Source organism: Sphingosinicella ginsenosidimutans, assembly GCF_007995055.1.
GTDB lineage: Bacteria > Pseudomonadota > Alphaproteobacteria > Sphingomonadales > Sphingomonadaceae > Allosphingosinicella > Allosphingosinicella ginsenosidimutans.
On record NZ_VOQQ01000001.1, the window covers coordinates 133,869 to 159,715 of the forward strand.

Consider the following 25,847-nt stretch of genomic DNA (forward strand, 5'->3'; position numbering starts at 1 on the left):
GCCGCCCCTTGCCCCGGGCGGCTGAACCGCGCCTGTCTCAGCGCCGCCGGACGCCGAGGCCGAGGATGACGAGACCAATCACCGCGACGATCGCGCCTCTCCAAATCCAGCTCGACGAATCGACCATGAAGCTTTCGGCCGGCCAGCGGATCCAGCCGCCGCCCTGGCCCATGAACAGGAGCCCGCAGCAGAAGATCACGATGCCGATGATGGTGAGCAGGGCTTTCATGCGCGTCGCCTCCCCCGGCTGTCCCAAGAGGCTGGCGCCGCCGCGCCGCCTTCGGTAAGGCCGCCGCCTCTAATCCTTGGGAGATCATTATGCGCCCTTCGGGCCGCGCGCCAGACCAGATGCGCGCCATCACGATGGAGGCGGGCTTCACCCGCCATGCCGAAGGGAGCTGCCTCGTCAGCTTCGGCGAGACCCGGGTGCTGTGCACCGCATCGGTCGAGACCAACCTGCCGCCCTGGCTGCGCGGCAAGGGCAAGGGCTGGGTCACGGCGGAATATGGCATGTTGCCGCGCGCGACCCACACGCGCGGGCGGCGCGAGGCGGCGAGCGGCAAGCAATCGGGGCGCACGCAGGAGATCCAGCGGCTGATCGGCCGTTCGCTTCGCGCGGTGGTCGATCTCGAGGCGCTCGGCGAGCGGCAGATCACGCTCGATTGCGACGTGATCCAGGCCGATGGCGGCACCCGCACCGCCTCCATTTCCGGTGCCTGGGTGGCGCTGAGGCTTGCCGTGGACGGCCTGATCGAAAAGCAGCTCCTCGCCGCCGACCCCATTCGCGACAAGGTCGCGGCGGTGAGCTGCGGCATCCATGACGGAACGCCGGTGCTCGATCTCGATTATGTCGAGGATTCCTCGGCCGGGTCGGACGGCAATTTCGTGCTGACCGGCCGCGGCCAGATCGTCGAGGCGCAGGTGAGCGCGGAGGGCGACGTGTTCGACGAGGAAGGGCTGCTGCGCCTGCTCCGCCTCGCCCGCATCGGCTGCGGCGAGATTTTCGCGGCGCAGGACCGGGCGACCGGACGATGACTCGCAAGCTCGCGCCCGGCAGGCTGGTCATCGCCAGTCACAATGAAGGCAAGGTGCGCGAGATTCGCGACCTGCTCGGCCCCTATGGGATCGAGCCGGTCTCGGCCGCCGAGCTCGACCTGCCCGAGCCCGAGGAGACCGGCGTCACCTTCATGGACAATGCCGATCTCAAGGCGCGCGCCGCCGCCGATCTTTCCGGCCTCCCCGCGCTCGCCGACGACAGCGGCCTGTGCGTCGAGGCGCTCGGCGACCGGCCCGGCATCTTCTCGGCGCGCTGGGCGCTGGTCGATCCGCATGTCGATCCGGCCGCCGATCCAGGCCGTGTCGAGGGCGAGCGCGATTTCGGCCGCGCCATGCGCCGCGTCGAGGACGAGCTGGAAGCGCTCGGCCCCGACGCGAGCCGCGCCGCCCACTTCGTCTGCGCGCTCGCGGTCGTGTGGCCCGACGGGCATAGCGAATGGTTCGAGGGCCGGGTGGACGGAAGCCTGGTCTGGCCGCCGCGCGGGGACAACGGCTTCGGCTATGATCCGATCTTCGTCGCGGCCGGCCGCGACGTGACCTTCGGCGAGATGGACCCGGCCGAAAAGCACGCGATCAGCCACCGCGCGGACGCCTTCCGCAAGCTGGTTGCGGCGCTTTTCGCTTGAGCCACGCCCCCACCTCGTTCGTCCCGAGCGAAGTCGAGGGGCGTTTCTCAGACTCTTTGCCGGCGCCCCTCGACTTCGCTCGGGACGAACGGAGGCCGGCGGATTCGCACGACCTTGCCCTCTACATCCACTGGCCGTTCTGCGTTTCGAAATGCCCTTATTGCGACTTCAACAGCCACGTCCGCGAATCGATCGATCAGGACGCTTGGCGCGAGGCGCTGCTCGCCGACCTGGCTTATGAAGCTCGCCAGACCCGCGGCCGACGCCTGACCTCGATCTTCTTCGGCGGCGGCACCCCATCGCTGATGCCGCCGGCGACGGTCGCCGCGCTCATCGATGCGGCGGAGGCGCAGTGGGGGTTCGCGCCCGGCATCGAGATCACGCTGGAGGCCAATCCCAATTCGGCCGAGGCGGCGCGCTTCGCCGATCTCGCCGCGGCCGGCGTGAACCGGGTCTCGCTCGGCCTCCAGTCGCTCGACGATGCGGCGCTGCGGTTCCTCGGCCGCGCGCATGATAAGGCGGAGGGACTGGCGGCGCTGGACATCGCGCAGTCCGCCTTCACCCGGGTGAGCTTCGACCTCATCTACGCCCTTCCCGGCCAGAGCGCCGCCGCGTGGGAAGCCGAGCTTTCAAGCGCGCTCTCCTTCGGCACCGGCCACCTCTCGCTCTACCAGCTCACCATCGAGCCAGGCACGCGATTCGCGACGCTGGCGGCGAAGGGCGCGCTTGCCCCCGCCGATCCCGAAGAAGGCGCGGCGCTCTACGAACTCACCCAGGCGCTTACCGGGGCCGCGGGCCTCCCCGCCTACGAAATCTCCAACCATGCGCGGCCGGGCGAGGAGAGCCGGCACAATCTCGCTTACTGGCGCTACCGAAGCTATGCCGGCATCGGCCCCGGCGCGCACGGCCGGCGCGGGGGCGTCGCGACGCAGCGGCACAAAAAACCCGAAAACTGGATCGCGGCCCTCACCCGCAACGGCCACGGCATTGCCGAAGAGCGCGCGATCGCGCCCGCCGACGCGACGATCGAGGCGCTGCTGATGGGCCTCAGGCTTCGCGAAGGCGTCGATCTCGGCCGGATCGGGGCGGAGGCGATCGATGCCGCCGCCGTGCGCCGCCTCGCCGATCAGGGCCTGCTCTGGGCCGACGGCGCGCGCCTCGGCGCCACCCCGGCCGGCTTCCTCCTGCTCGACGCGATCCTCGCCGAGATCGTCAGTTGAAACCCCGTGGGGCCGGCGACACCACGTTCGCGCCCCCAGCCGACACTTCCCGCACCTCGAGCGCGCGTTCGGCGACGCCGTCGCGGCCGAAGCGGAAGGCCCCGTCGACGCCCGCAAAGCCACCGGCATCGTGCAGCGCGCGCTCGGGGAAACGCCGGCCGATCGGCCAATCCGCCGCGATCCGGCTGGCGAGCAGCACCGCATCATAGCCGAGCGTCGAGAGCCGGAACGGCACGGCATTGTAACGGGCACGGTAGCGCTGGCGGAAAGCGGCGAAATTGCCGTCCGTCGGCGCCGCGAACCAGGCGCCGCGAAGGCCGGTGGCGGCGCCGAGATTGGTTTCGGTCGCCCACAATTCGGTGCCAAGGATTTGGGGCTGCGGCGAAACCGCGCGGATCGACGGGGCAAGCTGCACCGCGACCTGCGCGCCATCGGCGATCAGCACCGCATCGGAGCGCCCGCGCGCGTTGAGCCGCGCCGCCGCCTGCCGCAGGCCGGCGGCGCTGCGATCATAGGTTTCGATCCCCGTGAGGCTGCCACCCGCACCCTCGACCGCCTGGGTCAACGCGCGGCGGGCGCGATCTCCATAAACGCCCTGCGGCACCAGCGCCCCGAACCGCTGCACCCCGCGCGACCGGGCGAACGCGACCACCCGATCGATCGACTGCCCCGGGGTGATCCCCATCAGGTAGACGCCCGATCCGGCGACGCTGACATCGTTGGAAAAGGCGATCACCGGCACGGTCTCGCGCGCCGCGATCGGGGCGACGACGCGCACGTCCTCCGCGAGCAGCGGCCCGAGGATCAGGCCACTGCCGTCGGCCAGCGCATCGTTGGCGGCGGCGGCAGCGCCGTGGCTGGTATCATAAGCGGTGATGCGGATGCGCTGGCCGCCAGTGTCGAACAAGGCGAGATTGGCGGCATTGAGAAGCGATTGGCCGAGCGCCGCATTGGGGCCGGACAGCGGCACCAGCACCGCGACGCGATTGCGGGTCTCATCCGGCGGGAGCCGCGAGGGCCCCTCCGGCGTGGTCGGCCGGATCTCGGGCGGCGGTGGCGTGGCGGGCCCGCTCGGCCGCGGCACGCAGCCGGCGATCGTCACCGCGAGCAGCGCAAGCCCGATCAGCTTGAAAGGGTTTCCTTGCGGACGAAGCGACAGCGATGCCATGACGTGACCCTCGGATGGACGACAAGCTCGAACCCGGCCTCTATATCGTGGCGACCCCGATCGGCAATCTTTCCGATCTGGCGCCGCGCGCCGCCGCGATTCTCGCCGGCGCCGATCTGATCGCGGTCGAAGACAGCCGCGTGACCGCCAAGCTGCTGCGCCATATCGGTGCCCGGCGGCCGATGATCCCCTATCACGATCACAATGCCGACAAGGTCCGGCCCGGCCTGATCGCGCGGATGGCGGCCGAGGCGGTGGCTTTGGTCAGCGACGCCGGAACGCCGCTCATCTCCGATCCCGGCTACAAGCTCGTCCGCGACGCGCGGGCGGCGGGGGTGAAGGTGACGACGATCCCCGGCCCGAGCGCCGTCATCGCCGCGCTCACCCTCGCCGGCCTGCCGACCGACCGATTCGCCTTCCTGGGCTTCCTTCCTTCAAAAGCAGGCGCGCGCGCCACGGCGATCGCCGATGCGGCCGCGTTCGACGGGACTTTGGTCTTCTATGAAAGCGGGCCGAGGCTCGGCGGGGCGCTGGCGGCGCTGCGCGACGGCCTTGGCAGACGCGACGCCGCCGTGGTGCGCGAGATCAGCAAGGCGTTCGAGGAGACGGTGACGGGCACGCTCGCCGCGCTCGCCGATCGCTATGCCGAAGCGCCGCCCAAGGGCGAGATCGTGATCGTCGTCGGGCCGCCCGGCGAGGCGGCGCCGGCCGACGAGGCCGCGATCGATGCCGCGCTCGCCGAGGCGCTGACCCGCCTCTCCCCTTCGCGCGCGGCGGCCGAGGTGGCGGCGGCGCTCGGCGTGCCCAGGCGCCTCGCCTATGAGCGTGCGCAGACGCTCAAGTGACGCGCCAGCAGGCCGAGCGCGGCGGGCGTCGGGCAGAGCGGATCGCGGCCTGGTGGCTGCGGCTGAAAGGCTGGCGAATCCTGGCGATGCGGGCGCGCACCCCCGTCGGCGAGGTCGATATCGTCGCCCGGCGCGGCCGCACCCTCGCCTTCGTCGAGGTCAAGGCGCGCGCGGGCGAGGCCGAAGCGGCGCAATCGCTCGACGAGTGGCGGCTGCGCCGTGTCGCGCGCGCCGCCGAAGCGCTCGCCGCCCGGCACGCCCGGCCGGGCGACACGATCCGCATCGACGCCATCTTCATCGTCCCGGGCCGCCTGCCGCGCCATCTCGAAAATGTCTGGCACGGGTGACAGGCCGCACGGTCGGGCCTATTCCTCGCCGCGATTTCGCCCGGAGGAATGAGCTTCATGTCGTTGCGCGTCGCCGTCCAGATGGACCCGCTGGAGAGCATCAATATCGAGGGCGATTCGACCTTCGCGATCATGCTCGGCGCGGCCGCGCGCGGGCATCGTCTGTGGCATTATGCGCCCGAAGCGCTGAGCTGGCGGGACGGGCGCCTTTGGGCGGAAGCGCATCCGGTCACGGTCCAGCGCGTCGCCGGCGATCATTTCCGCTTCGGCGATCCTGAGCTGATCGACCTCGGCCGCGACGTCGACGTCGTGCTGATGCGGCAGGACCCGCCCTTCGATCTCGGCTACATCACCGCGACCCACCTGCTGGAGCGCATCCGGGGCGAAACCCTGGTGGTCAACGATCCGGTGAGCGTTCGCAACGCGCCCGAGAAGGTCTGGGTGCTGGATTTCGCGCGCTTCATGCCGCCGACGCTCGTCACCCGCTCGCTCGATCGCGCCCGCGAATTCCTCGAGGAGCATGGCGAGATCGTCGTGAAGCCGCTCCACGGCTTCGCCGGCGGCTCGGTCTTCCGCATCGGCCGCGACGGCCAGAACCTCGCCTCGCTGATCGAGTTGTTCAACACCGCCTACCGCGAGCCGCATGTCGTCCAGGCCTTCCTTCCCGGCGTCGCCAAGGGGGACAAGCGGATCGTCCTGGTCGACGGCGAGGTTGCCGGCGCGGTGAACCGGATCCCCGGCGCGGGCGAGATTCGCTCCAACCTCGCGGTCGGCGGCACCGCCGCGAAGACCGACCTGACGCCGCGCGAGCTCGAAATCTGCGCCGCGATCGGGCCGGAGCTCAAGAAGCGCGGCCTGCTCTTCGTCGGCATCGACGTGATCGGCGGCCAGTGGCTGACCGAGATCAACGTCACCTCCCCCACCGGCATCGTCGCCATCGACCGTTTCAACGGGACCGACACGCCGGCGCGCATCTGGGATGCGATCGAGGCGAAGCTGGCGGCGCGCTAGATCGGTCCGAACTGGCGTCATTATGGATATAACTTGCTGATTTTCTTATGTTTATCTGGCGGTCGTTAACCATTTTCTGACGGACGCGCAGCTATCGCCTCCCCATCAAGGAGGCCCGATATGCCCAACGCCAAGACGCTTGTTCCCATCGTGCCGCTGCTTGCGCTCGCCGCGCCGGCGCAGGCGGCGGACGTGACCCTCCGGGGGTCGCTCATCTCCAGCTGCATCCTGACGCTCAGCACCGAAGGGCGGCTCGCCGCATCGAGCGATCCGACCATCGTCGGCTCGGAGGAATCGGGCGGCAATGCCGCGCTGATGGCCGTGGTCGCGATCGGCGCGACGCCGACCGTCACCTTCTCGGCGCCGACCGTCGACGCCCCATCCGGCGCCCCGAGCGGTGCCCAGGCGCAAATCCGCTACACCTCGCTCGGCGGCTCCAACCAGCCCTATACGAGCTCGAGCTCGTCGAGCTCGCAGGTGCGCCTGCTCGACACGTTCACGATCAACGCCCGGGTGACGAGCAGCAACGGATTCGGTGCCGGCGACTATGTCGTCCACACGACGACGACCTGCTCGCAATGAAGCGCGCGCCTCTCCTCGCACTCGCGGCGCTGGCGTCCGCGCCCGCCTTCGCGGTCGGGCTCGGCCCGCTCGCAAAGTCCGGAGTCACGGACACGGACCGGAAGGGTTTCTACCTGACCCTCATCAATCCCTATCCGACCGCGACCGCCTTCCACGCCTATGCGATCGGGCCGGAGGACGAGACCGAACAGGTGCGCGTGCGAATCCTGCCCGCCGCGACCACCCTGCCCGCCCGGTCCAACCGCCGCATACTCGTGATCGCGACCGGGCTTCGGCCCGGCGAGACCTATGCGTTCCGCGTCTGTGCCGAGCGGGCGCAAAACCCCGAGGAGCTTCTTCATGCGCGCGTTTGCTCGCGTCTTTCCGCTCGCCGCCTGCCTGCTGCTTGAAGCGGCGCCGGCGCTCGCCGACACCTATGGCGTCTATCTCCCGCCACCGCCGAGCGGCCCGGGCGGCGAGGATTCGATCGAGACGCCGGGCGGCACGCGCTGTCGGCAGAGCATCAACAATTCCGGCCCCTATCTCGATCTCGGCGCCACCGGCACCGCGGCGAGCCCGATCGGCGATGTCGCGCGGCAATTCGTCACCGACCAGCGCGACCGGGAGGCGATGGCCTATGTCCGGCTCACCATCCCGATCGGCCGGCGGCCGCAGCGGATCGACTGCAACGAGGTCTATCAGCTCGAAATCCAGCGGCTGCGGCGCGAGATCGAGCTGCTGCGGATGAACGCCGAATAGCTCAGGCCCGGGGATGGGCGTGCCGATAGACGTCCATCAGGTGGGCCGCATCGACGGCGGTGTAGATCTGGGTCGAGCTGAGGCTCGCATGGCCGAGCAGCTCCTGCAGCGCGCGAAGGTCTGCGCCTCGGCCGAGCAGGTGGGTCGCGAAGCTGTGGCGAAGCGCATGCGGTGTCGTGCGCTCCGGAAGCCCGAGCGCGCGGCGCGCCTTGCGGACGGCGCGGCGGACGATCTCCCCGCGCAGGGGGCCGCCGCGCGCCCCCCGGAACAGCGGCGCCTCACGGTTCACCGGATAAGGGCAGAGCGCGAGATAGGCCTCGATCGCCTCGCGCACCGTCGCCAGCAGCGGGACGATCCGCGTCTTGTTGCGCTTGCCGGTGACCGCGATCGTCTCTCCCATCGGCAGCGCCGCGCCGGTGAGCGCAAGCGCCTCGGCGACGCGCAGGCCGGCGCCGTAGAGCAAGGTCAGCAACGCCAGGTCGCGCGCCGCGATCCAGGGCTGGCTCGCCTCGTCCGCCGCCTCTTCGGCAAGCGCGACCGCCTGGTCCGGCGAGATCGGGCGCGGGACGCTGCGCGGCTTCTTCGGCCCCTTGATCCGGGGCAGAGCCGCCTCGCGCCCTTCCTGCGCCGCGGCGAAGGCGAGGAAGCCGCGAATCGCCGAAAGCTCGCGCGCCGCCGAGGCATTCGAGAGGCCCGCCGCCCGCCGCCTCGTCAGATAGGCGCGAAGGTCCGCAGGCTTCAGCGAAAGCAGCGCCGCGCCGTCGACCGTGCCGCCGAGATGCGGGCCGAGAAAGGCCACGAGCCGATGCGCGGTCGCGACATAGGCCCGCACCGTATGGTCCGACCGGCGTCGTTCCTTCAGCAGGTGATCGTGCCAGCGGAGCGCCAGCCGGCTCGCCGGATGCGCGTCCGGCCCGTCCGCTAGGGGATCAGCCACCGGCCCATGCAGCGGGCGAGAACCCGCCCGAGAAAGAGGAGCAGTTCCGATCCGTGCGGCGTTTCGAACCGCTGGGACCCGCGCTGGCCGAGCGCGAGCAGGCCCGAGGGCAGCGGCGGATCGTTCTCCAGCCGGATCAGCGCCTCGGCGCGGATCAGCGAGCAGGCGGGGCCGAACAGCGGATGGCCACGCTCGACACCGCGAAGGGCGACCCCGTCGAACGCACGCACCGATCGTTCCAGCAGGCGCGGATCGACGAACTGCAGGCCCGACGCGTCGGCGCGGACGCCGGTCGTCCCCGCCCAGAGCGCGATCGCGACCGCATCGAGCCCGAGCAGATGCGGCCATTCCTGGGTGACGATATGGATCAGATGATCGAGCCCCTCGGCCTCGATCGCGGCGAGGACGGCGGCGTGGATCGAGGCGACCGCGCCCGAATGGCCGCGCGCGAAGGCGATGAGGTCCTGATTGGCCTCCTCCGCCGCCGCGACGCGGGCCCGCAGCGTCGCCACCGCCCGGTCCTCGAAGCTGATCACCCTGCCCATCGCCCGAGCCTACAGCGGATATGGTTAAGAAGCGATGGCGAAATGATTATTCCGGACGGAGGGCTATCGCGATCCTCCCTGTCGCCGAAGGCGACGGGGAGGACCATGTCAGACGATCTTCTGTCCGGTCTTTTCCCAGTCGGCGAGGAAGGCCTTGAGGCCGTTGTCGGTCAGCGGATGCTTGACGAGCTGGCGGATCACCGCCGGCGGCGCCGTCATCACGTCGGCGCCGAGCTTGGCCGCATCGTGGACATGGATGGGGTTGCGAACGCTCGCGACCAGGATCTCGGTCGCGAAATCGTAATTGTCGTAGATGAGACGGATGTCGGCGATCAGCTCCATGCCGGGATAGCCGACATCGTCATGCCGGCCGACGAAGGGAGAGACGAAGGTCGCGCCGGCCTTGGCCGCGAGCAACGCCTGGTTGGCCGAAAAGCACAGGGTGACGTTCACCATCGTGCCGTCGCCGGTGAGCTTGCGGCAGGTCTTGAGGCCGTCGATGGTGAGCGGCACCTTGATCGCGATATTGTCGGCGATCTTCCGCAGCACCTCGGCCTCGCGCATCATCTGATCATGCTCGGTCGCGACCACCTCGGCGGACACCGGGCCGGAGACGATCCCGCAAATCTCGCGCGTGACCTCGACGAAATCGCGCCCGGATTTGTGGATCAGCGAGGGATTGGTGGTGACCCCGTCGACAAGCCCGGCCTCGGCCAGGTCGCGAATCTCGGCGGTGTCGGCGGTGTCGGCGAAGAATTTCATCGGAAATGGCCCCTCAAGCGAATCGGCAATGCGAGCCTATAGCCGGTTCCGCGCCACGACGCGCCGCCGGAGACTGGCACAACCTGTCGCAGGGCAGGCGCGGCTCGCCGCGCGCCTGTTTGACAGCTGCGCAGGTCCACCTCAGCCAGGTGCTACAAATGTAACGGGGGAGATGGATCCTTGAAATACTGGCTCGCCGCGCTTCTGCTCCAGCCCGCCGCGGCACCGCCTGCCGATACGCCGCCAGGCGCGGCCGCCGAGCATTGGCTCATCACCACCGACATGTGGGGCAACCGGCTCTACGAGGCGATGACCTTGCGGCGCGACGGGGAGTCGCTGACCGGCGACGTCGACGGCGATCCGCTGGCCGGGACGATGCGCGGCGACACGCTCGACTTCACGGTGACGGGCGCGAGCGGCGGCACGCTGCATTTCACCGGCACCCTCGCCGGCGACACGCTGCGCGGAGACGTCGATCGACCGGCCAATGACACGCGCGCGCGCCACGATTTCACCGCGCGCCGGCTGCCCGAGCGGCCGGCGGGCGGACCGCGCACTTATGATTTCGCGCCGACCGATTTTTCCAACCTGTTCACCGCTGATCGCGCGCCGGTGCTGACCGTCTGGCCGGGCGACACGATCCGGACGCAGACAATCGATTCCGGCGGCGTCGACGCGAACGGGGCGACGCGGGCGTTGTACGGCAATCCGCAGACCGGCCCCTTCTTCATCGCCGGCGCCGCGCCCGGCGACACGCTCGTCGTCCGGATCGATCGGCTCCGTCCCAATCGCGACTGGGCGGACAGCCTCGACATGATCGTCAACCGCCTTCAGAGCCGCGCGATGATCCTGGCCGATCGCGAGCTCGGCCGCCCGGTTCGCTGGACGATCGATCGCGCGCACAGCCGCGCGCGGCCCGCCGATCCGCCCGAACGGCTGCACGATTATTCGGTGCCGCTGCGGCCGATGCTCGGCGGGATCGCGGTCGCGCCGGGCTTCGGCTTCGCCCCGCCTTCGACCGGGGACAGCGGCCGCTATGGCGGCAACATGGATTTCAACGAGGTGATCGAGGGCAATATCGTCTATCTTCCGGTCCAGCAGCCGGGCGCGCTCCTCTATGTCGGCGACGCCCATGCCGCGCAGGGCGAAGGCGAGACGAGCCAGTTCGCGCTCGAAACCTCGATGGACGTGACGATCACGATCGATCTGATCCAGGGCCGCTCGATCGTCGGCCCACGCGTCGAATCGCCGACCCACCTGATGGCCATCGGCCAGGCGGGCACGATGGAGGAGGCGACGCGGCTCGCCAGTTCCAACCTCACCCAGTGGCTCATTCAGGACTACGGCCTGACACTGTCGGAGACCGCGCAACTGCTCGGCTCCGGCGCGCAATTCTCGATCGTCACGCTGGCCGGGCGCGACATCGGCATGGTCGCGAAATTTCCGAAGGCGCTGCTCGCGGGCCTGACACCGCGAACCCGGCCGAACCAGGCTCGCGAATAGCACGAAGGCGCTGCATTCGGCCCGCGTTGCAAGGGCGCGGGCCGCCGGCTATCCACGCGCGATGCACGCCCAGCCTTCGCACTCGCCATACTCCTGGATCATTCCGGTCCTGGTCATCGCGGTGGTGATGGCGCTGCGCTTCCGCAACATGGGCCGGGCGCGCCGACTTCGGCTCGAATATCTCTGGGTGGTCCCGGCCATCTATACCGCGCTCGCCGCCCTGCTGTTCGCGACGATGACGCCGCACGGGCTCGGCTGGGTGTGGAGCCTGCTCGCGCTCATTGCCGGAGCGGCGATCGGGTGGCAGCGCGGCAAGACGATGCGGATCGAGGTCGATCCCGAAACCCATGCGCTGAACCAGCGCAGCTCGCCGGCCGCGATGGCCTTCATCCTCGCCATCATCGCGCTTCGCTACGCGCTTCGCGAGGCGGCGAGCTTCGGCGGGGCGGATGTCGTCGCGCTCGGCACCGATTGCCTGGTCGCCTTCGCGCTCGGCCTGCTGAGCATGACCCGGCTCGAAATGTACCTGCGCGGCTCACGCCTGCTCGCCGAGGCGCGTCGGGGCTAGTCTAGGCCGCCGCGAGCGCAGCCGCCCGCCGGAAGCGCGGCCGGCGGCCATAGGTCAGCGCGCGCCACGCCCATTCGAGCGGACCGAAGGCGAAGCGCGAGAGCCACAGCCGGCTCAGCGCCACCTGCGCGACGAACCCCGCCACCGCGATGGCCGCCAGCCAGGCGGTTCCGATCCGCCCGGCGAGGCCGAGGCCCGGCCCGATCCCGAACAGCACGAAGGCGATGACGAAACTCTGCGTCACATAATTGGTCAGCGCCATCTGGCCGACATGGCGCAGCGGGGCGAGCAGAGCCCGTCCGGCGGCGCTGCGAAGCGCGACCATGACGCCGCAGAGATAGCCCGCCGCAAGCAGCGCCGCGGCGGCCGGCCGCAGCGCCGAGCCGAGATGGCCCCATGCCTCGCCAGCGAAGGCCGGGCCGAGCAACTTCGCCTCGAGCAGCCGCGCGAGCAGCGACAGGGCGAGGCCGAGCGGGAGGCACAGGACGAGCGCGCGTCGAAAGCCGGGCATCGCCGCGTCGGGGCGCTGGATCCATCCCTTGCGCCCCACCCAGGCGCCCATGGCGAAGCGACCGAGGGCGTAGATCATCCACGCCACGAGCTGCCCGTTGACGATGTAATCGATCCAGGTCCAGCGCCAGGTGAGGGCGAGCTCCTGAGGATAATCGGCCGCCTGACGCGCCAGCACGGCGGCGTCGGCGTAGAAGTCCGCGCCGCCCCCGCCGATGCCAAGCGCGCCGAGCCCCCATTCGAGCAGGTGGCCGTCGATCAAGAGCAGCGGCAGGCCGATCGCGAGCAGCGCCCGATCCGACACGCGCCGCATCGCGAGCAAGGCGAATCCGACCATGCCGTAGAGGTGCAAAATGTCCCAGGTCCACAGGAAGACGAGATGGGCCCAGCCGAACAGGGCGAGGATCGCGATCCGCCGCGCATAGACGCGCGCGAAGCCGGGATCGCGGGCGAGGCCGCGCTCCATCTGGATGTAGAAGCCGAGGCCGAACAGGAAGGCGAAGATCGTGTTCGCCTTGTCCGCAACCAGCCAGTCGATCGCGAAGGCGACGGCGCGATCGACCGGAGCGGTGGGAAGCGCGGCGAGCTCTCCCTCCGTCGCCATGATTCCGGCGGCGCCGAAGCCGGTGAGATTGACCAGGAAGACCCCGAACAGGGCAGCGCCGCGAAGCACGTCGATATCGGCGATCCGCTCACGCTGGGCGACCGGTCCGGCAGATGTGGCCTCGCTCATCCGCTCCCCCTTCGCGGCTTGCCGATCGATACGCCGTTCCCCGGCGCCGCGCAAATCGCCATATGGGGCGCGCATGACCCGCGATCGCGCCCGCCTGATCCTCCTCAACGCCGCATTGGGCCCGCTCGACTATCGCGTGCCGCAGGGCATGACGGTGGCGCCTGGCTCGGTCGTCGTCGCGCCGCTCGGGCCGCGCCAGCTGGTCGGCGTCGTCTGGGAACCGGAACGCGCGCGGGCCGAGAGCGTCGGCGACAATCGCCTTCGCCCGCTCCTCCACGCTTATGACGTGCCACCGATCCCGGCGGCGCTCAGGCGGCTGATCGAATGGACGTCGGATTATTATCTCGCGCCCATGGGGGCGGTGCTTCGCATGGCGCTGCCCTCCGCCGGCGCGCTGGAGGGCGCGCGATCGATCACCGAATATCGAGCGACCGGCCACGTCCCCGACCGGATGACGCCGCAGCGCGAGCAGGCTCTGGAGCGGATCGGCGAGCGCATGGGCCTGATCCGCGAGCTCGCGATCATCGGCGGCGTTTCGGACGGCGTGATCCGCGGCCTCGTCAAGGCCGGGGCGATCGAGGCGGTCGAGGTGACGGTCGACGATCCCTGGCCGGTGCCCGATCCGGACCACGATCCACCGGCACTGGAGCCCGCGCAGGCCGAGGCGGCTGACGCGCTGCGCCGCGCCGTCGACGCCGCCGCTTTCGCCCCGATCCTGCTCGACGGCGTGACCGGCTCCGGCAAGACCGAAGTCTATTTCGAAGCGATCGCCGAGGCGCTCCGACAGGGTCGCCAGACGCTGATCCTGCTCCCCGAGATCGCGCTCACCGAGCCGTTCCTGAAGCGCTTCGCCGCCCGCTTCGGCTGCGAGCCGGTGGCGTGGCATTCCGGCCTGCGGCAGTCGCAGCGGCGCCGCGCCTGGCGCGCGATCGCGAGCGGCGAGGCGGAGGTTGTGGTCGGCGCGCGATCGGCGCTGTTCCTTCCCTATCCGAAGCTCGGCCTCATCGTCGTCGACGAGGCGCACGAGGCGAGCTTCAAGCAGGAGGACGGCGTCCCCTATCATGCCCGCGACGTCGCGGTGATGCGCGGATCGTTCGAGCAGATTCCGGTCGTCCTCGCCTCCGCGACGCCGGCGATCGAGACGCGGCATATGGCGGAAAGCGGCACCTATGCCGAATTGAAACTGCCCGATCGCTATGGCGGGGCGCGGCTGCCCGACATGAAGGCGCTCGATCTTCTCGCCGATCCGCCGCCACGCGGGCGCTGGCTGGCACCGGAACTGGTCGCCGCGCTGGAGGCCAATCTGGAGGCGGAGGAGCAATCGCTCCTGTTCCTCAACCGGCGCGGCTATGCGCCGCTCACCCTGTGCCGCCATTGCGGCTACCGTTTCCAATGCCCGAACTGCACCGCCTGGATGGTCGAGCATCGCTTCACCCGCCGGCTCGCCTGCCACCATTGCGGCCATGTCATGCCGACCCCGCAGGCCTGCCCCGAATGCCGGGCGGAGGACAGCCTCGTCCCCTGCGGCCCGGGCGTCGAGCGGATCGCCGACGAGGTCGCCGCGCTTTTCCCCGACGCGCGGACCGCGATCGTCACCTCCGACACGATCTGGTCGCCGGCCAAGGCGGCCGAGTTCGTCGCGCGGATGGAGGCGGGCGAGATCGACATCGTCATCGGCACCCAGCTTGTCACCAAGGGCTATCATTTCCCGAACCTGACGCTGGTCGGCGTCGTCGATGCCGATCTCGGCCTCGCCGGCGGCGATCTTCGCGCCGCCGAGCGCACCTTCCAGCAGATCCGGCAGGTTTCCGGCCGCGCGGGCCGTGGCGACAAGCCGGGGCGGGTGCTCGTCCAGACGCACGAGCCCGGCGCGCGTGTGATCCAGGCGCTGGTGAGCGGCGATGCGGAGGGCTTCTACGCCGCCGAGACCGACGCGCGGCGCGAGGCCGGGATGCCCCCCTTCGGCCGCCTTGCAGCGATCATCGTCTCGTCGGAGGACCAGGCGGAGGCGATGGAGACCGCGCGGATGATCGGCCGCGCCGCCCCGACTCACGAGAATATGGCGGTGTTCGGCCCCGCGCCGGCGCCGCTCGCCATGCTGCGCGGCCGCCACCGCTACCGCCTCCTCGTCCACGCCGCGCGCCCGGTGCCGGTGCAGGACATCATCCGCGACTGGCTCGGCGCCCTTTCCTGGCGCGCGAGCGTGCGCGTTTCAGTGGATGTCGATCCCTATAGCTTTCTCTAAACGAGAGCTGCTCCATCCGGCCAGTTGCCGTGCCTATACGGTTGTGGAACATTACGACGATTATTCGCCGTTTTTCAGGGGGCTGACCGGTGAGGACCTTTATCGTTGGATTGCTTGTCTTGCTTTCCTGGCCGGCGCCGGCGCAGGCGCGGTGGCTGGAAGCGAGCGGGCGGCATTTCGTCATTTATTCGGAGCAGACCGAAGCGGAGTTGCGGAGCTTCGCCGAAAACCTCGAACGGTTCGATGCGACGCTGCGCTTCCAGCTTCACCGCGCCGATCTCGACCGGAGTCCGCAGACGCGCCTCACCGTCTATGTTCTCGCGGATCAGGGGCGGCTGGACGCCCTGCTCGGCGCTCGCGGCGTCGCCGGCATTTATTTCGGCCGGGCCAGTGGATCGGTTGCATTCACATCCCAGGTGTCTCGTGTCCCCACCGATGGAGGGCTTGATCCGCAGACCGTGCTCTTCCACGAATATACGCATCATTTCCTGTTCAATAATTTCGGTTTCGGAGCACCCTTGTGGTTCAGCGAGGGCTATCCCGAATTCTGGTCCACCGTGCGCTTCACCGAGGACGGCAGCGTCCAAATCGGCCTTCCCGCAATGCACAGAAACATCGAATTGACCCTCGCGCGGGCGATGAGCGTGCGCGAGCTGCTGACGCTCCGTTACCCGATCAGCGACGGCGAGACGCTGGCCGTTGTCTATGGGCGGGGCTGGCTGCTCAGCCACTATCTGAGCTTCGACGAAAGCCGTCGCGGCCAGCTCGATGCCTACCTGCGTGCCCTGAGCGAGGGGCAGTCCGCCGAACAGGCGACGCATGTGTTCGGCGATCTCGACCAGCTCGACCGTGACCTCCGCCGCTATTTCGATCAGCGGCACTTCACTTACGCCTTGGTCCCGGCCGCGCAGGTTCCGATCCGTCCCGTCGCGATCCGTCCGCTCACGGCCGGCGAAACCGCGATGATGTATGTGAAGCTCCACTCCAAGCGCGGCGTCGATTCTCGCGAGGCCAACAGCTTGATCCCCGAAGCGCGACGGATCGCCGCCCGCTTCCCGGATGACGCGCGCGTCCAGGTGGCGCTTGCCGAGGCCGAACATGATGCCCGCAATTTCGCCGAATCCGAGGCGGCGGCGGATCGGGCGCTGGCCGTCGATCCGCATTCGGTCGACGCGGCAGTCTACCGGGCATGGGCGATGTGGGGCCGCATCGCCGCCTCCGGCGACGCCACCCCGGCGCAGTGGCAGGAGGTTCGGCGCCGGCTGTCGGCCGCCAACCATCTCGATCCCGACGCGCCTCAGCCGCTCGAACTGTTTTTCAAGAGCTTCGCGGCAGAAGGAATCCCGCCGACCCAGAATGCGATCGAGGGCCTGTACACGGCGTTCGAGCTCGCGCCCGAGGATCGGGACCTGCGGCTGCTCGCCGGGCGTCAGCTGCTGGTTGCTGGCAATGCCGCCGGGGCGCGGGGGGTGCTGACGCCGCTGACCAGCGACGGACACTCAGGAAGGCTGGGGCCGCGGATCGCCGACGTGCTGGCCGTTCTCGCCAGCGACGGACCGGCGGCCGCGCTCGCCCGGCTCGATGCTCCCTCAACCGACGACGGCCGAGATCGCACCCATTGACGCGGCCCCGCGCGGCGGGGAGAAGCGCGCCGATGGGACGTATGATCGCCCGCTGCTGGGCCGCGCTGCTGCTCGCGCTGCTCGCCGTCGCGACGCCGGCGCATGCCGACGACATATCGGCGGCCGGGCGAAGCGTCGTGCGTGTCGTCGTCATCGCGTTCGGCGAGGACGGCGAGGTCGTCGATTTCGGCCATGGCAGCGGCTTCGCGATCGCGCCCAACCGGATCGTCACCAATGCCCATGTCGTCGCGATGACGCAGGCGCAGGAGGGCGGCAGCGTCACCGTCGGCGTCGTCCCGTCGGAAGGGAACCAGGCCTATCGGGCGCGGGTCGTGACCGTGGATCCGGCCCGCGATCTCGCGCTGCTCGAGCTGCCGCAGGGCTCGATCCCCTCGATCCCGCTCTATGTCGGGCCGATCGACGACGGGACGTCGGTGGCGGCGCTGGGCTATCCGGGCAATGTCGATCTCGCGACCGCGCGTTCGGCGGAGGATTATATCCGCCCCCTCCCCTCGACGCGCTCGGTCGGCATCTTTTCCAACCTGCGCACGATCAACGGCATCACGCTGCTGCTCCACACCGCCCAGATCGCGCGCGGCAACAGCGGCGGGCCGCTGCTCGATCAGTGCGGCCGGGTGATCGGCGTCAACACGCTCATCACCCATAATGACGAGGGCGATTCGAGCTTCGCCTTCGCCGTCTCCAACCGCGAGCTGACGCAGTTCCTGCGCCAGGCGAACCAGCCGTTCCAGGCGATCGACACGCCCTGCGTCTCCATGGCCGACCAGTTGCGGGCCGACCAGGAGCGCGCCGATGCCGCCGCCCGCGCCGCCGACGAAGCCGCCGATCAGCGCGCCCGCCGGGCGGCCGACGAACGCGCCCGGACGCTCGCCGAGATCGAGGACCGGCGCGACACCAGGCTCGGCATCGCCGCCCTGCTGCTCGCCTTGTCGCTGCTCGCGTTCGAAGCCGCCGGCATCCTCTACGTGAAGGACCAGCGGAAATATCTGATCCCCGTCGCTGCGGCGGGCGCGCTCCTTATCCTTGCAGCGATCATCGTCTTCGCGACCCGGCCGAGCATCCAGGCCGCGCTCGCCGAGCGCCCCGCCGCGCCGCCGGTCGCGACGCCGCCGCCGACCCGCTTCGTCGGCCGGAACCTGTGCCGGATCGTCCCGGAACGAAGCCGAGTCACCGTTTCCTCGACCGACCCGGTCACCATCGACTGGAGCGTCGGCGGCTGCGCCGACGGGCACACCCAATATGCGCGGCAGGGCGAGGTGTGGACCCGCATCATCGTGCCCGAGGACGACGCGGCGGTCGCCGCAACCAGCTTCAACCCATCGACCGGCGAATATGTGGTCACCCGCTACCTGCTCGATGGCCAGGCGATGACGCGGCTGCGGGCGTTGCAGGGCGACAGCGACAAGAGCTGCTCGCCGAACGAGGAGGCCAGAACCATCCTCGCGGACCGCCAGCGCGAGCTTGCCGCGCAGCTGCCCCGCCTGCCGAACGAGCGGCTGGTCTATGCCTGCGAGCGCGAGGGCGCGGCGACGCCGGCCGGGGCGCATTAGGGCCGCGCCCGCTCCCGCGCCAGCAGCCTGGCCTTGCGCTCCAGCCCATAGGCATAGCCGCCGAGCGTGCCGTCGGTGCGGATGACGCGGTGGCAGGGGATCAGCACAGCGATCGCATTGTCGCCGTTCGCCGACCCGGCCGCGCGCACCGCCGCCGGCCGCCCGACCGCGGCGGCGATCTGCGCGTAGCTTCGCGTCTCGCCCGCCGGGATGCGCTGGAGCTCGCGCCACACCGCCTCCTGGAAGGCCGTCCCGCGCACGTCGAGCGGAAGATCATGCGGCTTTTCCGGCGCGTTCACCGCGGCCACCGTCCGGCGCACCAGATCGGCCATCGCCGCGCCGCCCGGCTCGATCGTCGCATTCGGGAAGCGCCGCCGAAGCGCGCCCTCGTCCTCGTCGAAGGAGAGGCGGCAAATGCCCTTGCCGGTCGCCGCGACGAGCATGGTGCCGAGATCGGTTTCGGCGGTCGCCCAGCGGATCGTCTCGCCGCGCCCACCGTCGCGCCAGGCCGACGGGGTCATGCCGAGCCGGCGCTTCGATTCGGCATAGAAGCGGGCGGGGCCGGAGTAGCCCGCATCGTAGATGGCGTCGGTGATCCGCGCATTGTCCGCCAGCGCCGCCTCGGCCCGCTTCGCGCGCAGCGTCCGGTAATAGGCCGCCGGCGTGACCCCGGTCGCGCGCTTGAACAGGCGGTGGAAATGATGCGGTGAATAGCCGACCGCCCCGGCCAGCGCCTCCAGCGACAGCGCGTCCTGCGCGTCGGCGATCAGGCGATAGGCCTGCTCAAGCGCCGCATCGTCGCGCGCGACCTCGTCCGGCTTGCACCGGAGGCAGGGCCGCAGCCCCGCCGCCTCGGCCTCGGCGCCGGTCGCGAAGAAACGGACATTCTCGCGCCGCGGGTGCCGCGCGGCGCAGGACGGACGGCAATAGATGCCGGTGGTGAGCACGCCGGTGACGAAGCGTCCGTCCATCCTCCGGTCGCGCCGCATCACCGCCGCCCAGGCGGCCTCGTCCGAAACAGGCTGCGCGTCGTTCACCGCCCCTGACCTATTCGCGCGCGGCAGATGTGCAATGCTCGCCATGCTCAATTCCTCTCGATCCGCGCGAGGAAGCAGCCATAGGTCGCCGCGTGGGCGTGGACGGCCGCGACGTCGGGCCGCGAGAGCAGCTCGCGAATCCTCGCATCCGCCTCGCCCGGCACGGCGAGCAGGCCGTGCTTCAGCAGGCCATCGGCCCCGAAGCCGCGAAGCGAAAGCGTGCGGCTGTCGAGACAGCCCGGCACCTCGTCCGTGAAGCTGGCCGGCGCGTCGGCATCCCTACGCACGTAGATCGCATAGGTCGTGCGGAACGGCCCATCGACATCGTGCGAGACATGGTTGAGCAGGATCAGCTCCTCGCCCTCGTCCGCATCGCGCAGGCTCACCCGGCAGGGATAGCCGCGCGGCGCGTCCGCGGTCACCCGCATCGCCCCGCGCGCCGCAAGCTCCGCGTCGGTCATTTCGAACAGGCCCTCGAACGCCTGCCGCGCCAGTCCTTCGATCCGGTAAGCCATCATGGGTCTCCTTCTTGTCGAAGGCCGATTTGCCGCGTTCACAGGCAGACTGCGTCCCGCGGCTTGCGGTCAAACCGGAGGAAGGCGGGGCTCAGCCGAAGGTCGCGTAATGATCCTCGGCAAAGCCGGTGCCGCGACGAAGCGCCCACGCGCCGCGGACGCCGCCGACGAACGCGCCGATGAAAATGGCACCGATAATGACTCCCCCGATACTCGGCGCGAGAACGATGCCCAGCACATAGAGGGCGGTCGCGAGCGGAACCACGAACGCGCCCTTATAAATGTGGAGTCGCCACGCGGCCACCAACGGCAATATGATGTCGGTCAGGACCGCGACCGCCAGCAAGGACGCCGCCACCCTGCCACCGCCCAGACCGCGGAAAGAAAGGCCGCTGGTCAATGCGAAGAACCCGTAGAGGAGTGTACGCAGGCCCGCGACGATCAGGAAGCATAGCTTGGCCGAATCCATCGCGGATTGCGCGCCGGCCCTTGTTGTAAGATCCGGCTGCCAGATTTGGCGCAGCCCACCCCCTTCATAAGCCATGATCGTTCCTCCCCCAACGATCTGGATAACAGAGACATGCCGATTTGCCAGCGCGAAAGGCAGCGTCCACGCCCTGGCCCATCCATCTTGCATCGCAGCAAGGCCCCTGCTACGGCGCCCGCGACCCATGGGAGGCGCCCCCGCGCGCCCGCATTCGCGCATGGGTCGAAATCAGATTCGGGGAGTTGCGACGCGCGTGGATATTTCCGGCGGTATTCAGGCTAGCCTGGCAGGGCGTTATGCCCTCGCCCTGTTCGAGCTGGCCCGCGATGAAGGCAAGCTCGACGCGGTGTCGCAGAGCCTCGCCGCGCTCCGGCGCGCGATCGACGAATCGGACGATTTCCGAACGCTCGTCACCAGCCCGCTGATCGGCCGCAAGGAGAGCGCGCAGAGCATCGCCGCGATCGCCGAGACGATGCGGCTCGATCCGCTGACCCGCAACTTCACCGGCGTGCTCGCGAAGAATCGCCGGCTCTCGCAGCTCGGCGCGATCATCCGCGCGTTCGGCACGCTTGCCGCCCGCCACCGCGGCGAGATCACCGCCGAGGTGACGTCGGCGCGGCCACTCGACGCCGGCCAGGTCGACGCGCTCAAGGCCAATCTCAAGAGCCGCTTCGGATCGGACATTGCGGTCGACCTCAACGTCGATCCCGCGATCCTGGGCGGCCTCGTCGTCAAGGTCGGCAGCCGCATGATCGATGGCTCCGTCCGCACCAAACTCAACACCCTCGCGCAAGCGATGAAAGGCTAGAAATGGACATCCGCGCCGCTGAAATCTCCAAGGTCATTCGCGATCAGATCGCGAATTTCGGCACCGAGGCCGAAGTCTCCGAAGTGGGAACCGTGCTGTCGGTCGGCGACGGCATCGCCCGCGTCCACGGCCTCGACAACGTCCAGGCGGGCGAGATGGTCGAGTTCCATGGCGGCATCCAGGGGATGGCGCTGAACCTCGAGGCGGACAATGTCGGCGTCGTGATCTTCGGATCGGACGCCGAGATCACCGAAGGATCGACCGTCAAGCGCACCCAGACGATCGTCGACGTGCCGGTCGGCAAGGGCCTGCTCGGCCGCGTCGTCGACGGCCTCGGCAATCCGATCGACGGCAAGGGCCCGATCGTCGCCACCGAGCGCCGCCGCGTCGAGGTGAAGGCGCCCGGCATCATCCCGCGCAAGTCGGTCCACGAGCCGGTGCAGACCGGCCTCAAGGCGCTCGACGCGCTCGTCCCGGTCGGCCGCGGCCAGCGCGAGCTGATCATCGGCGATCGGCAGACCGGCAAGACCGCCGTCGCGATCGACACCTTCATCAACCAGAAGCAGGCCAATTCCGGCGACGACGAGAGCCAGAAGCTCTATTGCATCTACGTCGCGGTCGGCCAGAAGCGCTCGACGGTCGCCCAGATCGTCCGCCAGCTCGAAGAGAATGGCGCGATGGAATATTCCATCGTCGTCGCCGCGACCGCGTCGGAGCCGGCGCCGCTGCAGTTCCTGGCGCCCTATACGGGCTGCACGATGGGCGAATATTTCCGCGACAACGGGATGCACGCCGTCATCGTCTATGACGATCTTTCGAAGCAGGCCGTCGCCTATCGCCAGATGTCGCTGCTGCTGCGCCGTCCGCCGGGCCGCGAGGCCTATCCGGGCGACGTCTTCTATCTGCACAGCCGCCTGCTCGAGCGCGCGGCGAAGATGAACGATGCCAACGGCAACGGCTCGCTGACCGCGCTGCCGATCATCGAGACCCAGGCCGGCGACGTGTCCGCCTACATCCCGACCAACGTGATCTCGATCACCGACGGCCAGATCTTCCTCGAGACCGAGCTGTTCTTCCAGGGCATCCGCCCGGCGATCAACGTCGGCCTTTCGGTCAGCCGCGTCGGCTCGTCGGCGCAGACCAAGGCGATGAAGAAGGTCGCCGGCTCGATCAAGCTGGAGCTCGCCCAGTATCGCGAGATGGCGGCCTTCGCGCAGTTCGGATCGGACCTCGACGCCTCGACCCAGCGCCTGCTGAACCGCGGCGCGCGGCTCACCGAGCTGTTGAAGCAGCCGCAGTTCAATCCGATGCCGGTCGAAGAGCAGGTCGTGTCGATCTTCGCCGGCGTGAACGGCTTCATCGACGGCGTTCCGACCGATCAGGTCACGCGCTTCGAGAGCGCCCTTCTGAGCCACATGCGTTCGGACCATGCCGATGTGCTCGGCACGATCCGCGACACGAAGGCGCTCGACGATGCGACCTCGGACAAGCTCAAGGCCATCGTCGGCGATTTCGCGAAGACGTTTGCCTGATCCTGTTCCCCGGCTCAGGCCGGGGACCGGGCGGTGCTCCCGCGCCGTTTTTTGTTTAGGACTGGGCCCCGGCCCTCGCCGGGGAACGACAGAGGAATAAATGGCCAGCCTCAAGGCGCTCAAGATCCGGATCTCCTCGGTCAAGTCGACCCAGAAGATCACCAAGGCGATGAAGATGGTCGCCGCCGCCAAGCTCCGCCGCGCCCAGGCGGCGGCCGAGGCCGCGCGCCCCTATTCCGAGCGGATGGCGAGCGTGATGGCGAGCCTCGCCTCGAAAGTCGCCGTCGGCCCGCAGAGCCCCAAGCTCCTCGCCGGCACCGGCAAGGATCAGACGCACCTGCTCGTCGTGTGCACCTCCGACCGCGGCCTTGCAGGCGCGTTCAACACGAACATCGTGCGCGCGGCGCGGCGCAAGGCCGAGGAGCTGACGGGCCAGGGCAAGAACGTCTATTTCTACCTGGTCGGCCGCAAGGGTCGCGCGGTGATCCAGCGCTTCTTCCCCAAGCAGATCATCCATCAGCACGATACGAGCGAGATCAAGCAGGTCGCCTTCGCGGACGCGCAGGCGATCGCGAACGACCTGGTCGAGCGCTACCAGACCGACGGCATCGACGTCGTTCACCTCTTCTACGCCAAGTTCCAGTCGGCCCTGGTCCAGGAACCGGTGGCGCAGCAGATCATCCCGGTCCAGGCGATCGAGGGCGCGCCCGCGGCCGCCGCCGGCGCCGCCGTGGATTATGAGCCGGACGAGGAGGAAATCCTCGCCGAGCTTTTGCCACGCAACGTCGCGGTGCAGATCTACCGGGCCTTGCTGGAGAACGCGGCTTCTGAGCAGGGTAGCCGGATGACCGCCATGGACAATGCGACGCGCAACGCCGGCGACATGATCAACCGGCTCACCATCGAATATAATCGTACGCGTCAGGCGGCCATCACCAAGGAGCTGATCGAGATCATCTCCGGAGCGGAGGCCCTATGAACAACATCGCACTGATCGCCGCCCTCGCCGCCGCCGCCCAGGCCGGCCCGACGCCCGCGCAGTTCAACCATGCGCTCAACGCACAATGCCCCGGCCACCGGCTGGTCACGCGCAACATTTCCTGCACGAAGCCCGATCCGGACGCCGTGGAATATCGCTGCACGTATCAGCTGCAGACCGGCAGCCGCTGGACGCCGCAGACCGCCACCCTCACCTTGTCCGAGCATGAATGGGTGTGGATGGACGGCGCGACGCCCTGCGACACCGGCGACGACCCGAGTTTGAACTAAGGACCCCAGCGCCGACCGGGCTTATCCGGGGCGGCGAGTGAAGAGAGCAAAGAGGAAAAGAATGGCCACCGCCGCTAAGACCGCCGCCAAGCCCCGGGCCAGCCGGGCGAAGACCGCCAAGGCCGAGACTCCGGCCGCCGCGGCGCCGAGCACGAACATCACCGGCCGCGTCGCCCAGGTGATCGGCGCCGTCGTCGACGTCGCCTTCGACGGCGATCTCCCGGAAATCCTGTCGGCTCTTGAGACCGACAATGGCGGCCAGCGGCTTGTACTCGAGGTTGCCCAGCACCTCGGCGAGAACACCGTCCGCACGATCGCGATGGATTCGACCGACGGCCTGACCCGCGGCCAGGAAGTGCGCGCCACCGGCTCGCAGATCCGCGTCCCCGTCGGCCCGAAGACGCTCGGCCGGATCGTCAACGTCGTCGGCGAACCGATCGACGAGCGCGGCCCGATCGACAGCGACATGACCGCCCCGATCCATGCCGAGGCGCCCTTGTTCGTCGACCAGTCGACGGAGAGCAGCATCCTCGTCACCGGCATCAAGGTCATCGATCTGCTGGCGCCTTATGCGAAGGGCGGCAAGATCGGCCTGTTCGGCGGCGCCGGCGTCGGCAAGACCGTGCTCATCCAGGAGCTGATCAACAACATCGCCAAGGGCCATGGCGGCGTCAGCGTGTTCGCCGGCGTCGGCGAGCGCACCCGCGAAGGCAACGATCTCTATCACGAGTTCCTCGACGCGGGCGTCATCGCCAAGGACGCCGACGGCAATCCGACGTCGGAAGGCTCCAAGGTCGCCCTGGTCTTCGGCCAGATGAACGAGCCGCCGGGGGCCCGCTCGCGGGTCGCCCTGTCGGGCCTCACCATGGCCGAATATTTCCGCGACCAGGAGGGCCAGGACGTGCTCTTCTTCGTCGACAACATCTTCCGCTTCACCCAGGCGGGTTCGGAAGTGTCGGCGCTGCTCGGCCGCATCCCTTCCGCCGTGGGCTATCAGCCGACGCTCGCCACCGACATGGGCGCGCTCCAGGAGCGGATCACCTCGACGACCAAGGGCTCGATCACCTCGGTGCAGGCGATCTACGTGCCGGCGGACGACTTGACCGATCCGGCGCCGGCCACCTCCTTCGCCCACCTCGACGCCACCACCACGCTGTCGCGCGCCATTTCGGAGCTCGGCATCTATCCGGCCGTCGACCCGCTCGATTCGACCAGCCGCGTGCTGGAGCCGCGGACCGTCGGCCAGGAGCATTACGAGACGGCCCGCGCCGTCCAGGCGATCCTCCAGAAGTACAAGTCGCTTCAGGACATCATCGCGATCCTCGGCATGGACGAGCTCAGCGAAGAGGATAAGCTCACCGTCCAGCGCGCCCGCAAGATCCAGCGCTTCCTGTCGCAGCCCTTCCACGTCGCCGAGGTCTTCACCGGCATCCCCGGCAAGTTCGTGCAGATCGAGGATACGGTCCGCTCGTTCAAGGCGGTCGTCGACGGCGAATATGACCACCTCCCCGAGGCGGCCTTCTACATGGTCGGCGGCATCGAGGAAGCGGTCGCCAAGGCCGAGAAGCTGGCGCAGGAGGCGTAATCGGACATCCCCCTCCCGCGTGCGG

28 protein-coding genes are annotated in these 25,847 nt (G+C 69.2%); 19 read left to right on the plus strand and 9 right to left on the minus strand.

Translation table 11 applies throughout. From position 1 onward, the window contains the following. Positions 1 to 37: 37 nt before the first annotated feature. Positions 38 to 229, minus strand: a complete 192-nt coding sequence (locus FRZ32_RS00720; RefSeq protein WP_147041693.1) for a hypothetical protein — start codon at positions 227 to 229, stop codon at positions 38 to 40. 89 nt (positions 230 to 318) lie between these two features. Here FRZ32_RS00720 and rph point away from each other — a divergent pair, with 89 nt between their 5' ends. The 3 genes from rph to hemW are packed head-to-tail and all read left to right on the plus strand — an operon-like array spanning position 319 to position 2,902. Beyond that, positions 319 to 1,035, plus strand: coding sequence for a ribonuclease PH (gene rph, locus FRZ32_RS00725; RefSeq protein WP_147041694.1), 717 nt, complete (start codon positions 319 to 321; stop codon positions 1,033 to 1,035). After that, positions 1,032 to 1,682, plus strand: coding sequence for an RdgB/HAM1 family non-canonical purine NTP pyrophosphatase (rdgB, locus tag FRZ32_RS00730; protein WP_147041695.1), 651 nt, complete (start codon positions 1,032 to 1,034; stop codon positions 1,680 to 1,682). The genes rph and rdgB overlap by 4 nt, the downstream gene beginning before the upstream one ends. 56 nt (positions 1,683 to 1,738) lie before the next feature. Further along, positions 1,739 to 2,902 (plus strand): radical SAM family heme chaperone HemW, encoded by a 1,164-nt coding sequence (gene hemW / locus FRZ32_RS00735; RefSeq protein WP_147041696.1) that lies wholly within the window; start codon positions 1,739 to 1,741, stop codon positions 2,900 to 2,902. Here the strand turns inward: hemW and FRZ32_RS00740 are convergent. Beyond that, positions 2,895 to 4,070 carry a penicillin-binding protein activator gene (locus FRZ32_RS00740; RefSeq protein ID WP_147041697.1) on the minus strand — a complete coding sequence of 392 codons (1,176 nt, stop codon included), beginning with the start codon at positions 4,068 to 4,070 and terminating at the stop codon, positions 2,895 to 2,897. The two genes, hemW and FRZ32_RS00740, sit on opposite strands and share 8 nt — an antisense overlap. Positions 4,071 to 4,084: 14 nt before the next feature. On the opposite strand from FRZ32_RS00740, the gene rsmI reads away from it, so the two are divergent. The 6 genes from rsmI to FRZ32_RS00770 all read left to right on the plus strand — a co-directional run bounded on the left by rsmI (position 4,085) and on the right by FRZ32_RS00770 (position 7,593). After that, entirely contained in the window at positions 4,085 to 4,915 is an 831-nt protein-coding gene (gene rsmI, locus FRZ32_RS00745; protein ID WP_147041698.1) for a 16S rRNA (cytidine(1402)-2'-O)-methyltransferase, read from the plus strand. Continuing rightward, entirely contained in the window at positions 4,912 to 5,262 is a 351-nt protein-coding gene (locus FRZ32_RS00750; protein ID WP_147041699.1) for a YraN family protein, read from the plus strand. Before rsmI ends, FRZ32_RS00750 begins: the two co-directional genes overlap by 4 nt. Before the next feature lie 57 nt (positions 5,263 to 5,319). Then, positions 5,320 to 6,273 (plus strand): glutathione synthase, encoded by a 954-nt coding sequence (gene gshB / locus FRZ32_RS00755; RefSeq protein WP_147041700.1) that lies wholly within the window; start codon positions 5,320 to 5,322, stop codon positions 6,271 to 6,273. A gap of 120 nt (positions 6,274 to 6,393) precedes the next feature. After that, entirely contained in the window at positions 6,394 to 6,855 is a 462-nt protein-coding gene (locus tag FRZ32_RS00760) for a hypothetical protein (RefSeq protein WP_147041701.1), read from the plus strand. Continuing rightward, positions 6,852 to 7,244 (plus strand): hypothetical protein, encoded by a 393-nt coding sequence (locus tag FRZ32_RS00765; protein ID WP_147041702.1) that lies wholly within the window; start codon positions 6,852 to 6,854, stop codon positions 7,242 to 7,244. Before FRZ32_RS00760 ends, FRZ32_RS00765 begins: the two co-directional genes overlap by 4 nt. Then, a complete protein-coding gene (locus FRZ32_RS00770) occupies positions 7,195 to 7,593 on the plus strand; it encodes a hypothetical protein (RefSeq protein WP_147041703.1) in 399 nt (132 codons plus the stop codon). Before FRZ32_RS00765 ends, FRZ32_RS00770 begins: the two co-directional genes overlap by 50 nt. A 1-nt stretch (position 7,594) precedes the next feature. Here FRZ32_RS00770 and FRZ32_RS00775 read toward each other — a convergent pair whose 3' ends face one another. The 3 genes from FRZ32_RS00775 to fsa form a co-directional block, all read right to left on the minus strand. Next, positions 7,595 to 8,530: a tyrosine recombinase XerC gene (locus FRZ32_RS00775; RefSeq protein ID WP_147041704.1), complete on the minus strand. Its 936-nt coding sequence runs from the start codon at positions 8,528 to 8,530 to the stop codon at positions 7,595 to 7,597. Then, a complete protein-coding gene (locus FRZ32_RS00780) occupies positions 8,515 to 9,075 on the minus strand; it encodes a DUF484 family protein (protein WP_147041705.1) in 561 nt (186 codons plus the stop codon). Before FRZ32_RS00780 ends, FRZ32_RS00775 begins: the two co-directional genes overlap by 16 nt. Before the next feature lie 108 nt (positions 9,076 to 9,183). Further along, positions 9,184 to 9,837 (minus strand): fructose-6-phosphate aldolase, encoded by a 654-nt coding sequence (fsa, locus tag FRZ32_RS00785; RefSeq protein ID WP_147041706.1) that lies wholly within the window; start codon positions 9,835 to 9,837, stop codon positions 9,184 to 9,186. A 180-nt stretch (positions 9,838 to 10,017) separates the two neighbouring features. Between fsa and FRZ32_RS00790 the strand changes: the two genes are divergently transcribed. Beyond that, positions 10,018 to 11,340: an acetamidase/formamidase family protein gene (locus tag FRZ32_RS00790; RefSeq protein WP_205008229.1), complete on the plus strand. Its 1,323-nt coding sequence runs from the start codon at positions 10,018 to 10,020 to the stop codon at positions 11,338 to 11,340. 61 nt (positions 11,341 to 11,401) lie between these two features. Then, positions 11,402 to 11,908: a CcdC protein domain-containing protein gene (locus FRZ32_RS00795; protein ID WP_147041707.1), complete on the plus strand. Its 507-nt coding sequence runs from the start codon at positions 11,402 to 11,404 to the stop codon at positions 11,906 to 11,908. 1 nt (position 11,909) lies between these two features. On the opposite strand, the gene FRZ32_RS00800 is transcribed toward FRZ32_RS00795, so the two are convergent. Continuing rightward, on the minus strand, positions 11,910 to 13,151 hold the full coding sequence (locus tag FRZ32_RS00800) for a DUF418 domain-containing protein (protein ID WP_158635776.1): 1,242 nt from the start codon (positions 13,149 to 13,151) through the stop codon (positions 11,910 to 11,912). A gap of 73 nt (positions 13,152 to 13,224) precedes the next feature. Here FRZ32_RS00800 and FRZ32_RS00805 point away from each other — a divergent pair, with 73 nt between their 5' ends. The 3 genes from FRZ32_RS00805 to FRZ32_RS00815 all read left to right on the plus strand — a co-directional run bounded on the left by FRZ32_RS00805 (position 13,225) and on the right by FRZ32_RS00815 (position 18,589). Next, complete coding sequence (locus FRZ32_RS00805) at positions 13,225 to 15,396, plus strand: primosomal protein N' (protein WP_147041709.1); 2,172 nt, start codon at positions 13,225 to 13,227, stop codon at positions 15,394 to 15,396. A 110-nt stretch (positions 15,397 to 15,506) separates the two neighbouring features. Next, complete coding sequence (locus FRZ32_RS00810) at positions 15,507 to 17,018, plus strand: hypothetical protein (protein ID WP_147041710.1); 1,512 nt, start codon at positions 15,507 to 15,509, stop codon at positions 17,016 to 17,018. 32 nt (positions 17,019 to 17,050) lie between these two features. Then, positions 17,051 to 18,589, plus strand: coding sequence for a trypsin-like peptidase domain-containing protein (locus FRZ32_RS00815; protein ID WP_192901862.1), 1,539 nt, complete (start codon positions 17,051 to 17,053; stop codon positions 18,587 to 18,589). On the opposite strand, the gene ada is transcribed toward FRZ32_RS00815, so the two are convergent. From ada to FRZ32_RS00830, 3 genes are all read right to left on the minus strand, one after another. Further along, positions 18,586 to 19,671: a bifunctional DNA-binding transcriptional regulator/O6-methylguanine-DNA methyltransferase Ada gene (ada, locus tag FRZ32_RS00820; RefSeq protein ID WP_147041711.1), complete on the minus strand. Its 1,086-nt coding sequence runs from the start codon at positions 19,669 to 19,671 to the stop codon at positions 18,586 to 18,588. The genes FRZ32_RS00815 and ada overlap by 4 nt on opposite strands. Before the next feature lie 2 nt (positions 19,672 to 19,673). After that, positions 19,674 to 20,141 (minus strand): DUF1203 domain-containing protein, encoded by a 468-nt coding sequence (locus tag FRZ32_RS00825; RefSeq protein WP_147041712.1) that lies wholly within the window; start codon positions 20,139 to 20,141, stop codon positions 19,674 to 19,676. A gap of 91 nt (positions 20,142 to 20,232) precedes the next feature. Then, positions 20,233 to 20,685, minus strand: a complete 453-nt coding sequence (locus tag FRZ32_RS00830) for a hypothetical protein (RefSeq protein WP_147041713.1) — start codon at positions 20,683 to 20,685, stop codon at positions 20,233 to 20,235. A 196-nt stretch (positions 20,686 to 20,881) separates the two neighbouring features. Between FRZ32_RS00830 and FRZ32_RS00835 the strand changes: the two genes are divergently transcribed. The 5 genes from FRZ32_RS00835 (at position 20,882) to atpD (ending at position 25,822) form a co-directional block, all read left to right on the plus strand. Then, the gene (locus FRZ32_RS00835; protein ID WP_147041714.1) at positions 20,882 to 21,436 is read left to right on the plus strand and encodes a F0F1 ATP synthase subunit delta; all 555 of its coding nucleotides are present in this window, start codon (positions 20,882 to 20,884) and stop codon (positions 21,434 to 21,436) included. Positions 21,437 to 21,438: 2 nt separating this feature from the next. After that, a complete protein-coding gene (gene atpA, locus FRZ32_RS00840; protein ID WP_147041715.1) occupies positions 21,439 to 22,968 on the plus strand; it encodes a F0F1 ATP synthase subunit alpha in 1,530 nt (509 codons plus the stop codon). A 100-nt stretch (positions 22,969 to 23,068) separates the two neighbouring features. Beyond that, complete coding sequence (locus FRZ32_RS00845) at positions 23,069 to 23,947, plus strand: F0F1 ATP synthase subunit gamma (RefSeq protein ID WP_147041716.1); 879 nt, start codon at positions 23,069 to 23,071, stop codon at positions 23,945 to 23,947. Beyond that, positions 23,944 to 24,237: a hypothetical protein gene (locus FRZ32_RS00850; protein ID WP_147041717.1), complete on the plus strand. Its 294-nt coding sequence runs from the start codon at positions 23,944 to 23,946 to the stop codon at positions 24,235 to 24,237. Before FRZ32_RS00845 ends, FRZ32_RS00850 begins: the two co-directional genes overlap by 4 nt. Before the next feature lie 61 nt (positions 24,238 to 24,298). Continuing rightward, the gene (gene atpD / locus FRZ32_RS00855; RefSeq protein WP_243445150.1) at positions 24,299 to 25,822 is read left to right on the plus strand and encodes a F0F1 ATP synthase subunit beta; all 1,524 of its coding nucleotides are present in this window, start codon (positions 24,299 to 24,301) and stop codon (positions 25,820 to 25,822) included. The last annotated feature ends 25 nt before the right edge of the window (positions 25,823 to 25,847 follow it).

What these genes read in the sequence shown, in the direction of transcription:
- rph (WP_147041694.1), top strand. Translation starts at nt 319, where the DNA reads ATGCGCCCTTCGGGCCGCGCGCCAGACCAGATGCGCGCCATCACGATG.
- FRZ32_RS00815 (WP_192901862.1), top strand. Translation starts at nt 17,051, where the DNA reads ATGGGACGTATGATCGCCCGCTGCTGGGCCGCGCTGCTGCTCGCGCTG.
- FRZ32_RS00795 (WP_147041707.1), top strand. Translation starts at nt 11,402, where the DNA reads ATGCACGCCCAGCCTTCGCACTCGCCATACTCCTGGATCATTCCGGTC.
- FRZ32_RS00845 (WP_147041716.1), top strand. Translation starts at nt 23,069, where the DNA reads ATGGCCAGCCTCAAGGCGCTCAAGATCCGGATCTCCTCGGTCAAGTCG.
- atpA (WP_147041715.1), top strand. Translation starts at nt 21,439, where the DNA reads ATGGACATCCGCGCCGCTGAAATCTCCAAGGTCATTCGCGATCAGATC.
- gshB (WP_147041700.1), top strand. Translation starts at nt 5,320, where the DNA reads ATGTCGTTGCGCGTCGCCGTCCAGATGGACCCGCTGGAGAGCATCAAT.
- FRZ32_RS00760 (WP_147041701.1), top strand. Translation starts at nt 6,394, where the DNA reads ATGCCCAACGCCAAGACGCTTGTTCCCATCGTGCCGCTGCTTGCGCTC.
- FRZ32_RS00830 (WP_147041713.1), bottom strand. Translation starts at nt 20,685, where the DNA reads ATGGCTTATGAAGGGGGTGGGCTGCGCCAAATCTGGCAGCCGGATCTT.
- FRZ32_RS00800 (WP_158635776.1), bottom strand. Translation starts at nt 13,151, where the DNA reads ATGAGCGAGGCCACATCTGCCGGACCGGTCGCCCAGCGTGAGCGGATC.
- FRZ32_RS00805 (WP_147041709.1), top strand. Translation starts at nt 13,225, where the DNA reads ATGACCCGCGATCGCGCCCGCCTGATCCTCCTCAACGCCGCATTGGGC.
- atpD (WP_243445150.1), top strand. Translation starts at nt 24,299, where the DNA reads ATGGCCACCGCCGCTAAGACCGCCGCCAAGCCCCGGGCCAGCCGGGCG.
- FRZ32_RS00765 (WP_147041702.1), top strand. Translation starts at nt 6,852, where the DNA reads ATGAAGCGCGCGCCTCTCCTCGCACTCGCGGCGCTGGCGTCCGCGCCC.
- FRZ32_RS00850 (WP_147041717.1), top strand. Translation starts at nt 23,944, where the DNA reads ATGAACAACATCGCACTGATCGCCGCCCTCGCCGCCGCCGCCCAGGCC.
- ada (WP_147041711.1), bottom strand. Translation starts at nt 19,671, where the DNA reads ATGGCGAGCATTGCACATCTGCCGCGCGCGAATAGGTCAGGGGCGGTG.
- rsmI (WP_147041698.1), top strand. Translation starts at nt 4,085, where the DNA reads ATGGACGACAAGCTCGAACCCGGCCTCTATATCGTGGCGACCCCGATC.
- fsa (WP_147041706.1), bottom strand. Translation starts at nt 9,837, where the DNA reads ATGAAATTCTTCGCCGACACCGCCGACACCGCCGAGATTCGCGACCTG.
- FRZ32_RS00720 (WP_147041693.1), bottom strand. Translation starts at nt 229, where the DNA reads ATGAAAGCCCTGCTCACCATCATCGGCATCGTGATCTTCTGCTGCGGG.
- FRZ32_RS00780 (WP_147041705.1), bottom strand. Translation starts at nt 9,075, where the DNA reads ATGGGCAGGGTGATCAGCTTCGAGGACCGGGCGGTGGCGACGCTGCGG.
- FRZ32_RS00825 (WP_147041712.1), bottom strand. Translation starts at nt 20,141, where the DNA reads ATGGCTTACCGGATCGAAGGACTGGCGCGGCAGGCGTTCGAGGGCCTG.
- FRZ32_RS00770 (WP_147041703.1), top strand. Translation starts at nt 7,195, where the DNA reads ATGCGCGCGTTTGCTCGCGTCTTTCCGCTCGCCGCCTGCCTGCTGCTT.
- rdgB (WP_147041695.1), top strand. Translation starts at nt 1,032, where the DNA reads ATGACTCGCAAGCTCGCGCCCGGCAGGCTGGTCATCGCCAGTCACAAT.
- FRZ32_RS00740 (WP_147041697.1), bottom strand. Translation starts at nt 4,070, where the DNA reads ATGGCATCGCTGTCGCTTCGTCCGCAAGGAAACCCTTTCAAGCTGATC.